8 protein-coding genes and 1 tRNA gene are annotated in these 9513 nt (G+C 67.0%); 8 read left to right on the top strand and 1 reads right to left on the bottom strand.

Annotated features, from left to right (window positions below; translation table 11 throughout):
• Nucleotides 1-416 precede the first annotated feature (416 nt).
• The 3 genes from ACMO6A_RS12325 to ACMO6A_RS12315 all read left to right on the top strand — a co-directional run bounded on the left by ACMO6A_RS12325 (nt 417) and on the right by ACMO6A_RS12315 (nt 3234).
• Nucleotides 417-1013, top strand: a complete 597-nt coding sequence (locus ACMO6A_RS12325; protein WP_009304701.1) for a TetR family transcriptional regulator — start codon at nt 417-419, stop codon at nt 1011-1013.
• A 196-nt stretch (nt 1014-1209) separates the two neighbouring features.
• A tRNA-Thr gene (locus tag ACMO6A_RS12320) sits at nt 1210-1284 on the top strand.
• A gap of 207 nt (nt 1285-1491) precedes the next feature.
• Nucleotides 1492-3234: a sensor domain-containing diguanylate cyclase gene (locus ACMO6A_RS12315; RefSeq protein WP_114554596.1), complete on the top strand. Its 1743-nt coding sequence runs from the start codon at nt 1492-1494 to the stop codon at nt 3232-3234.
• On the opposite strand, the gene ACMO6A_RS12310 is transcribed toward ACMO6A_RS12315, so the two are convergent.
• On the bottom strand, nt 3206-4285 hold the full coding sequence (locus ACMO6A_RS12310; RefSeq protein WP_418471340.1) for a hypothetical protein: 1080 nt from the start codon (nt 4283-4285) through the stop codon (nt 3206-3208). The two genes, ACMO6A_RS12315 and ACMO6A_RS12310, sit on opposite strands and share 29 nt — an antisense overlap.
• A 128-nt stretch (nt 4286-4413) precedes the next feature.
• Here ACMO6A_RS12310 and ACMO6A_RS12305 point away from each other — a divergent pair, with 128 nt between their 5' ends.
• The 5 genes from ACMO6A_RS12305 (at nt 4414) to ACMO6A_RS12285 (ending at nt 8990) form a co-directional block, all read left to right on the top strand.
• Nucleotides 4414-5112, top strand: a complete 699-nt coding sequence (locus tag ACMO6A_RS12305) for a lantibiotic protection ABC transporter ATP-binding protein (protein WP_015760428.1) — start codon at nt 4414-4416, stop codon at nt 5110-5112.
• Nucleotides 5109-5885 (top strand): hypothetical protein, encoded by a 777-nt coding sequence (locus ACMO6A_RS12300; protein ID WP_015760429.1) that lies wholly within the window; start codon nt 5109-5111, stop codon nt 5883-5885. The genes ACMO6A_RS12305 and ACMO6A_RS12300 overlap by 4 nt, the downstream gene beginning before the upstream one ends.
• 116 nt (nt 5886-6001) lie before the next feature.
• Nucleotides 6002-6772 (top strand): ABC-2 transporter family protein, encoded by a 771-nt coding sequence (locus ACMO6A_RS12295; protein WP_021409297.1) that lies wholly within the window; start codon nt 6002-6004, stop codon nt 6770-6772.
• A gap of 68 nt (nt 6773-6840) precedes the next feature.
• Complete coding sequence (locus ACMO6A_RS12290) at nt 6841-7503, top strand: response regulator transcription factor (RefSeq protein WP_418471339.1); 663 nt, start codon at nt 6841-6843, stop codon at nt 7501-7503.
• A gap of 62 nt (nt 7504-7565) precedes the next feature.
• Complete coding sequence (locus ACMO6A_RS12285; protein WP_114513125.1) at nt 7566-8990, top strand: HAMP domain-containing sensor histidine kinase; 1425 nt, start codon at nt 7566-7568, stop codon at nt 8988-8990.
• Nucleotides 8991-9513: the final 523 nt, after the last annotated feature.

Here is a 9513-nt window from a genome sequence, read left to right as displayed (position 1 = left end):
GGTCGCGGGCTCCTCGGGCGGGATGACCGAGTTGTCGCACAGGCCGACGATCACGCGCTTCAGCGGATCCCAGTCGTTCCAAGAATTGACTATCTTCGCCATGACAGTCTCCTTTCTCCGGCAGCGCTTCCGGCGCCGCCTTCAAGGTCTTCGGGTGGCGTGTCCACCTCTCTGTGAAGATATTGTGATGGGCTGGGAAACGCTATTCAAAGGGCGCAGTCCGTTCGGTGTCGCGGTGCCGTTGCACAAGGTCATCCGTATGTCCGAGTTGCGGAATTAAAGAATATGATTGTCAACTATGCCGGACAATTGTGCAAGAATGTAACGTGCTGTCAGGCGTTTCGGTGCTGTATGTTTAATTCGGTTGACAGGTTTCTTGCAGGTTCAAGTCGGGGTGCTCTAAGAGGAGGCTTTGTATGCTGCCGGATCTTGCTCATGGACAGGACATCTTCGGATCGCCCGAGCTGCGCACGAAGATGAAGATACTGCATGCCGTCGACAAATCGCTCGATCGCATCACGATCGCCGAGATATGCGAGAACGCGGGAATATCCCGGCAGACGTTCTACCGCCATTTTCAAAGCAAATACGACATCCCTTGGTGGCATTCCATCTTCTGCCGGCAGTTCTACCTCAACGAGATAGGGCGCACCATCGATTGGAAGACAGGGTACTATCATCATCTCCGGCTTATCGCGCAGGAGCGCGATTTCTACCGCAAGTCCATCCAGTACAGCATCAACACGCCCTTCGGCCAGACCGTTATGCCCGAGAACCGCAAGACGGTGCTGTTGGAGACGCTCGAGAAGTACCGCCATGTGACCGTGAACGACAACATGCGGTTCATCGTGGAGATATTCTCGAAGCTGGAGTGCGAGGTGCTGAACGACTGGTTCCGCTCGGATGCGCCCACCGACCTCGTGCGTTGGACCGACGATCTCGTGAGCCTCGTGCCCGACCGCCTGTACCGCGCGCTGAGGATCGACGAGCCGGGTGGAACCTCGGCTGGTTAGGGGCGCCGACGTCCTGCGGACGCAGCGGGGGAGGGCTTGGCCAGCGGGCGCGCATCATCGCTCGAAAAACACGTTTTCGGAAGCGATTCCGTGTTTTTCGAGCGATGATGCCCATCATGCTTGTGGGCGTTGCGGGAAACGCTTTTCCGGAAGCGCATGATGTCGTACAATACGCACGCACGCGATTCACGCGCACGCCAGTGTGGCGCAACGGTAGCGCAACAGTTTTGTAAACTGTGGGTTGCAGGTTCGATTCCTGTCACTGGCTCCACGGAACACCAGGCCACCGGCTCTTTCGCCGGTGGCCCTTTTCGTATCTAGGGGTAGAACGCCCCTAAGCGCGAACTGTTCGCGGGTTTCACAGAGCCTTCTGCTTGCCGGCGCGCTATACTCTTTCGAACGAAATGCGTAGGGGGACGGTGAGCAAGCCGTCTCGGCCTCCGAGGCTTTCGCTCGGGAGGCAGGCGAGAGGAGTGCGATGAACCCGCTGTTCGACGAAGCGCTGTCGTTCGTGAGCGACACGGTGCGCCGGTTTTACGCCGGAACGGGCATCGAGCAGGTGGTTGAGCGCTTTTCCGACGATCTCTCGTGGATAGGCGCGGGCGAGGTGGAATTCTCGACCAGCGCCGAAGAGATCGTGTCGTATTTGACGAAGCGCGCGCCGCTTGCGCCTCCGTGCGAGGTTTTCGACGAGGAGTTTTACCTGGTGAACGTCACGGAGTGCAGTTGCACCGTGATGGGTCGCTACAATGTGCGCACGCGCGAGGACTCGCAGCTGGTGATCGAAGAGCGCCAGCGGTGCAGCTACGAGCTGGTGGATGCGGGCGGAGAGCTCAAGATCCGCCATGTCCATGCGTCGAATCCCTATCGGGCGATGAGGGACGAGCGGTACTTCCCCTTCGAGGCCGGCAGGCAGACCTACGAGTACTTGCAGCAGCTCGTGCGCGAGAAAACGGCCACCATCGATCTGCTCACCGACAACATCACGGGCGGCCTCAAGATGAGCGAGGACGACGACGTGTACACGCTGTCCTACGTCAACGAGGGTCTGGCGCGCATGCTCGGCTACACCATCGAAGAGCTGATGGAGGTGAGCGGCGGCACGGCGGTGGGCATGGTGCATGCTCCCGATCGCGCGCAGGCGCTCGCCGATGTCGCGCGCTGCTTCGCCGAGGGGCCTACGTACGAGACGGAGTACCGCGCGCGCCGCAAGGACGGTACGCTGGCGTGGGTGCTCGATTCGGGTCGCAAAGTGCAAACCGAGGACGGTGCGGTGAAGATCGGCAGCGTGCTCATGGACATCACGTCGCGCAAGGAGGCGGAGATCGCGCTCGCGGTGGAGCGGGAGCGCTACCGCATCGCGCTGCGCAGCGTTACCGACGTGCTGTTCGAATACGATATCGAGCGCGACGTGCTGGTCGAGTACGAGCGCGCGCCCGGCGCGGACGGCAGCGCGCTTCCCGAGGAGCGTCGGATCGAGCGCTACACCGAGATGATCGCAGAAGGCGGGCGCATCCATCCCGACGACTGCGAGCGCCTGGCCGAGGCGCTGCAGGGCGGCGAGTCGGTGACGCTCGACGTGCGTCGTCTTTTCGGGGGCTCGCCGGAAGGCGACTGGCGTTGGACGCGCATGCACGCCATGATGCTGTACGACCGCAACGGAGCGCCCGTGCGCACCATCGGCAGCTGGCGAGACATCACCGCGGAGCGTCGTCAGCTTGAAGACCTCGCCGACCAGGCGCGACGCGATCCTCTGACCGGGCTGTTCAATCAGAGCGCCACCTCCGAGCTCATCGACCCGCTGTTGCGCACCGGTGCGAAACGCGGCGTGGGAGCTCTGCTCGTCATCGACATCGACGACTTCAAAGGCGTGAACGATACGTTCGGCCATCTGGCCGGCGACGAGCTGCTGTCGAACGTGGCGCGGTCGCTTGAAGAGGCGTTGGCGTCGGACGACGCCATCGTTGCGCGTATCGGCGGCGACGAGTTCGTCGCGTATCTGCCGCACGCCGATCTCGTTCAGGCGCAGCGGGCTGCTCTGCGGGTGAACGGGCAAAGATGCGAAGGCCGCGCGCTCGTCACGCTCAGCGTGGGCGGAGCGTTGGCCGGTATCGACGGAGGAACGTACGAATCGCTGTTCGACGCGGCCGACCGTGCGCTGTACGAGGCGAAGCGCAAGGGTAAGGATCGCGTCAGCTTCGCGGGCGAAGCGCGTCCTTGAACGCGGCGGCATCGTCGGGCGTGGTCTTGATCGCGCGCACGAGGCGGGGCTTTCCGGTGAGGCCGCGCACTTCGAGGGGTTCCGCCAGCTCGATCCACAACGCCTGCCCGCCCATGGCCGCCAGGTTCAGAAGCTCCCTCTTCGGGACAGCGGGATCCTGGGAACCGACGCGCGCGATGCGGTCGAGGGGGATGCGCTCGCAGACGAGCATGCCCCAGCGCGCCACCAGCTCGACATCGTCCACCAGAAGCGGGTTCAGCACGACGGCGCGGGCTTCGGCGATCATCCAGAGGATCGTGTAGAGGGAGAGTGCGGTCAACACGCATGCGGCCGCGACGCTGAACCGTGCTGCCAACAGGTGCGCGGCGACCGTCTCGACGGCGATGAGAACCAGCATGACGCCGACCGCGGCGACGTAGCCGCTTTGCCGGTGGGACGAGAACGCCCGGTAGCCGTGCGGCACGTGCGGCGCGCGGCGCCACGAAGCCGACGCGTAGTACCACATGACGCATTCGAGCGCCGCCATGCGCGCGACCCGCTCGTTGCGAGCGAGAGCGGAAAACGCGTCCAAGAACCAGTCGAGCGGGTTGTCCGAGGACGCTTTCGCCGTGCGGAAGCGGCGGACGAGGCGGAGGACCTCGCGCGCGGCGATGCCCAGCTCCACTCCGACGGCGCACAGGCCGAGCGGCGCCAGCAGCGACGGCTTGCCGGGCGCGGCGAACTGCAGCGACACGAGGCCGCCCAGCCAGATGACCGGCAGCACCAGCAAGGGCGACAGCCTGTAGCGTCGCACCACGAGGAGGTAGAAGACCGCCGGGACGAAGACCATGAGGTCGAACGGCACCGCAAAGCCCGACGCGAAGTCGAATCCGGTTGCGGGGACGGTTGCCATGCAGGCGAGGTCGATGCCGTATAGAGCAAGGCAGGCGAGCAGGGCGATCGCCATGCGCGGCAGGGCGCGGGAGGGCGGCGCGGGGGTTCCAACGGGCGCGAACGGCATGGGGCCTCCTGACGTGTGCGTGACGATGCTGCTCTTCGCATGGTAGACCATGACGCAGCGTCGGGGTCAACGGGGATACGCCGTCGGTGGCTGCGGAATCGCGGAAAACGTTTCGGTCTTTAACGAATCTTTATAAACCGGGCGCATCCTGTTCTCAGGCAAGAGAAAGGGCAGGCTCTATGGGATTCATGGTGGAAACGAACGATCTCACGAGGACGTTCAAAGGGCAGAAAGCGGTCGACCGGGTGTCGCTGCATGTGCCGGAAGGATCGGTGTACGGCCTTTTGGGGCCGAACGGCGCGGGGAAGTCGACGCTGCTCAAGATGCTGTGCGGCATGCTGCGGCCCACCTCGGGCGAGATCGCTTTCGCGGGTCGTCCGTGGACGCGCGACGACTTGAACGATATCGGGGCGCTCATCGAGTCGCCCCCGCTGTACGACAACTTGACGGCGCGGGAGAACCTGCGCGTGCGCACGTCGCTTCTGGGCGTTCCCGAAAGCCGTATCGACGAGGCGCTGGCCACGGTGGGACTTCCCGAAACGGGCAGGAAGCGCGCGGGCCAGTTCTCGATGGGCATGAAGCAGCGTCTGGGGATCGCGCTCGCGTTGGTGGGTCATCCGAGGCTGCTGATCCTGGACGAGCCGACCAACGGCCTTGATCCGGTGGGCATTCAAGAGCTGCGTGCCCTCGTCCGCTCGTTTCCGGAGCACGGCATCACGGTGGTGCTGTCGAGCCATATCCTGAACGAGGTGGAGCATATGGCCGATCTTGTGGGGATCATCGTGGAGGGCCGTCTGGCCTACGAGGCTCCACTCGGCGAGGGCGTCGATTTGGAGCGTTTGTTCATGGACGTGTGCCTGGGGAAGGCGGTGGCATGATGGAGGCGCGGACGAGGCCGTTCTTCTCGGTGTTCAGAGCGGAGGTGCTGAAGGGCCGCCGCGGGGCGCCGCGCAAGGTGGCGCTGATCGCGCCGTTGCCGTTCTGCGCGCTGGGCGTGCTGTCCTCGGGCGTCATTCCTGGCACGGGCGCGACCGGGGGTGTCGCAACGTATTTGTGGAACTTCTGGTACGTGCTCATGATGCCCGTCGCCATCGCGCTCATCTGCGTCTCGGTGGCGAACATCGACGCTCGGCAGAAGCTGCGTTCGGTGCTGGCGCTGCCGTTTCCCCCGGCGCGCACGTGGTGGGCGAAGGTGTGCTACGCGCTGGCGCTGGCGTTCGCTGCGAACCTCGCGGTGCTGGTCTGTTCGACGGCGCTTGGAGCGATGGGCGTTGATGCCCCCGGTTTTGCCGAGGGGCTGGCCGCGGCGACCATCTTGACGGTTGCGAGTTCGTGGATGGTTCCTGCGGCGCTGGCGCTGACCGTGCGGTTCGGGACGCTTGCGGGCATCGCAATTCCGGTGCTGTTGCAGCTGGGCGCGGGTATCGCGCTGTACTCGTCGGCGGCGTGGTTCGCGTTCCCGCCGGCGACGACGCTCTGCGCCGTGTCGCCGCTTCTGGGCGTGGCGCCGTCCGGCGTGCCCTTGGAGGCGGGCGAGGCGCTGGGCGCGTTCGGTTGGGAGGCCGTGGTCGGCATCGTCGTGGCCGCGGTGCTGTTCGCCGTGCTGGCATGGGCTGGGGCGACGTGGTTCTCGAAGCGTGAGGCTGCTTGATGGCCGGGGCGGAGGCGCGCGCGAAGGCGCGCGAGGCCGGGACGCGAACTTGCGAGGCGGAGCCCGGTCGGGCGCGCGTGACGTTTCGGCGCGCGCTGCGCTCGGAGGCGGTTAGGATGCGCCACTCGCCGCTTGTGGTGCTGCATGTGGCGCTGGCTGTCGCGCTCGGCGCGCTGGCGGGTGCGTACTTCGCGTTCTCGGCATGGGATTCCCTGCTGGGAACCGACGCGTTCTTCCAGCTGCTCGGCGCGGGCGCGCCGCTTCTGGCGGGCATATCCTGCGGCTTGGCGGCGGATGCCGAGCAGCGGGCGGGCGAGGGCGCGAACGTGCTGGGCGTGTCGTCGAGGCGCGGCGCGCTGGCGGCGAAATTGGCGGCGCTGTTGGCGCTGTGCCTGATGGCTGCCGCTATCGCAGCCGCATTGTTCTGCGGCTCGCTGGCGCTGGCGGGCCGTTCGCTTCCCGATACGGCTGCGGTGGCGCTTGCGACGGCGGGCATCGCGCTGGGCAGTTTGTGCTCGTACGTCATCCTGTGGTGCGTCGCGCTGCGCTTCGGTCGCAACGCCTCCATCGGGATGGGGACGCTCGGCTTCATCGCGGCGCTGACGCTGATGGGAGGGCTGGCGAACGGCTTGGTCACCGGCACGTTCAGCGGAGCGTTCAGCATCGGGGCGGCCGCGTTTGTGCCGTTCGCGTGGCCCTCGCGTCTGGCTTCGCTTCCCTTGGAGCTGTCCATCGCCGCGGGCATGGGAGCGCAGGCGCAGGTCGAGGCTCTGGTCGCGGCGTACGCGACCGTGACGTGCGCATGCACGGCTATCACGGCGGTCGTGCTGGCGGTGGCGCTGGCGGCCGCGAACCGCTTCGAGAACCCGCGTCGCAGCGGCGAATAGGAACGGACGACCTGAAGGAACGGGGCCGATGCCTCATGCTACACTCGTGCGAGACGGAAGGAGGAACGATGGCCCGCATACTCGCGGTCGACGACGACGAGGCGATCCGCAACCTGCTGGGACGCGTGCTGGGCAAGGACGGGCACGACGTGCGCTGCGCCGCATGCGCCGAGGAGGTGCTGGCGCTGAAGCTCGACCGCTACGATCTGGTGCTGCTGGACGTGATGATGCCGGGGACGGACGGGTTCGAGCTGTGCTGCGCCATCCGCGGCTCGGTGGACGCGCCCATCGTGTTTCTCACGGCACGAAGTTCCGAGGACGATGCCGTGTACGGCCTGGGCCTGGGGGCGGACGACTATCTGCGCAAGCCCTTCGGCGCGGCCGAGCTGCGCGCGAGGGTGGCGGCGCACCTGCGGCGGGAGCGGCGCGAGCGCAAGCACGCGCTGTCGTTCGGCGCGCTGCGTCTCGACCTCGCGTCGCGCGAGGCGTACGTGGGCGAGGCCACCGTGCCGCTGACGAAGACCGAGTTCGACGTGTGCGAGTTCCTGGCGCGCCATCCCGGCCAGGCGTTCTCGCGCGACCAGATCGTGGAGAACGTGCTGGGATGGGACGCGGAAAGCGCCGCGTCGACGATATCGGTGCATGTGGCGAACGCGCGCGCGAAACTGAAGGCGGCGGGCGCCGAGCCCATCGACACGGTGTGGGGAGTGGGGTACAAATGGACGGCGTGAGGCGGGACGCGCGGACGCATGGAGCGCTCGGCGCGAGCCGCGGCCGCGGACGCAGGTTTCCCTTGGGCGCGCTCATCCTGCGCTACTTCGCCTACGTGCTGGCCGCGCTGCTGGCGCTGGCGCTGGCCGCGTACGCAGCGTTCGGCTTGCTCGTCGGAAGCGGGACGGTGCTTCTGGCGAACTACGGCGATACGGCCCTGGACGAGACGTCGGCGCAGCTCGCCGCGCTGCCCTCCGCCGATGCCGACGCGATCGACGCCGCCGTGCCCTCGGCGTACAGGTGGGCGCTGTTCTCGCCGGACGGCGCGTATGCGGCCGGCGACGTTGCCTCGGGTGCGGTCGACGATGCCCGCGCGGCTGCGTTCGACGGCCTGGCCATCGATTACGAGACGTTTGGCATGACGCGGTACGAGCCGGTGACCTTGGCCGACGGCTCGGTATGCGTGCTCGTGTACCAGTATCTGCCGCAGTTCGCCTCGAAGGATCTGCGCGACGCGCTGCCGAACCCGCAGAACCTGCTGCTGGGCGCGCTCGCCGTGCTGTCGGTGCTGACGCTGGTGGGCATCGCCGCGCGCGCCGCACGGGTGATCTCGCGCAAGATGGAGCCGCTCGCGGACGCCGTGCGGCGCATCGAGGAGCGCGACCTCGACTTCGAGGTTGCCTCGTCGCGCGTGCGCGAGATCGACGACGTGCTGGCCGCGATGGACGGCATGCGCGCCTCGCTCAAGGACTCGCTGGAGGCGCAGTGGCGGGGCGAGCAGGCGCAGCGCGAGCAGATCGCCGCGCTGGCGCACGATTTGAAGACGCCGCTCACCGTGGTGCGCGGCAACGTCGACCTGCTGTTGGAGGGCGAGCTCTCGGGCGAGCAGCGCGCGTGCGCGGCCGACGTCGCCGAGGGCGCGCGCCAGATGGGAACGTACGTGTCCGCGCTCATCGACGCGTCGCTGGGCGTGGGCGCGTCGTTCGCGCCGAAGGAGGCGCGGCTGCGGCCGCTGCTCGAGCGCTTGCGAGCGCAGGTCGAGGCGCTGGCGGCGGCGAGCGGCGTGCGCGTCGCCTGGAGCGAGGGCGCGGACCTGCCCGCGATGATGCTGTTGGACGAGGCGCTGGTGGAGCGGGCGGTGGCGAACGTGGCGGCGAACGCCGTCGAGCATGCGCCGGCCGGGTCGTCGGTTGCGGTGGACGTGCGGGCAGACGTCGCCGCCGGCTGCTTGGCGCTGAGCGTGGCCGACGAGGGTCCGGGCTTCTCGTCGGAGGCTTTGCGCCGCGGCTGCGAGCGCTTCTACCAGGGCGATGCCGCACGCGCGGCGCGCGGCCACAGCGGCCTCGGGCTCCACGTCGCCGCCGAGACAGCCGCGCGCCATGGCGGCTCGGTGGAATTGGCCAACCGCAGCGCCGCCGAGGGCGGCGGCGCGCGGGCGACGTTGCGGTTGCCGCTGGGCCATGCGACGCCGCAGGAGCCGGCCGGGCCGACGGGCTACGCGGAGTAGAGCCCGTCCTTGTTGAAGCGGTACCACGACTCGACGGCCTCCTCGGGCTTCCTTGCGGGCAGCGCGTCGGGCTGGAAAGGCGAAAAACTATCGAATTCGGAAGAGGTCGCGCATTTCGTGAGGGGCGGCCTCGCTCTGTCGGAAAAGCCCCCTTCTATGAGCAGGCGTTATGGAGAAGAGGGTTTTTCGGCGCCCCGCAGGTTGGCCCGCAGGCTTCCGAATTCGAGAGTTTTTCGCCATCGCGTGCGCTGCCGGATGCTCGGGCGCGCCGGCGCTCGGTTAGTCGGCGGGCTCGACCTTCCGTGCACGGTTTTCTACGAAATGCTGCAAGCTTCCTTTGCGTGCCTTCCGCATTCTTCCGGTTGCGAACGTTTCCCCAGGTCGCGTTTGTCGTGTCGCTCCGCGCGTCTTCAGCTCTCTCGAAAACGCAACATTTCGTTCGAAACCGTGCACGAGCCGGGAGGGCGGATTCTTCCGATCGGGCGCCGAGGTCCGAGGGCGGGGACAAGGCTCGGAGGAGGGA

Source organism: Eggerthella sp. (assembly GCF_048329335.1).
Classification (GTDB): domain Bacteria; phylum Actinomycetota; class Coriobacteriia; order Coriobacteriales; family Eggerthellaceae; genus Eggerthella; species Eggerthella lenta.
This window is presented reverse-complemented; position numbering and strand designations above follow the sequence as displayed.

Bases quoted from the DNA above. Each gene is read 5' to 3' on its own strand.
- ACMO6A_RS12300 (WP_015760429.1), top strand. From the start codon at position 5,109: ATGATGGAGGCGCGGACGAGGCCGTTCTTCTCGGTGTTCAGAGCGGAG.
- ACMO6A_RS12305 (WP_015760428.1), top strand. From the start codon at position 4,414: ATGGGATTCATGGTGGAAACGAACGATCTCACGAGGACGTTCAAAGGG.
- ACMO6A_RS12310 (WP_418471340.1), bottom strand. From the start codon at position 4,285: ATGGTCTACCATGCGAAGAGCAGCATCGTCACGCACACGTCAGGAGGC.
- ACMO6A_RS12325 (WP_009304701.1), top strand. From the start codon at position 417: ATGCTGCCGGATCTTGCTCATGGACAGGACATCTTCGGATCGCCCGAG.
- ACMO6A_RS12315 (WP_114554596.1), top strand. From the start codon at position 1,492: ATGAACCCGCTGTTCGACGAAGCGCTGTCGTTCGTGAGCGACACGGTG.
- ACMO6A_RS12290 (WP_418471339.1), top strand. From the start codon at position 6,841: ATGGCCCGCATACTCGCGGTCGACGACGACGAGGCGATCCGCAACCTG.
- ACMO6A_RS12295 (WP_021409297.1), top strand. From the start codon at position 6,002: ATGCGCCACTCGCCGCTTGTGGTGCTGCATGTGGCGCTGGCTGTCGCG.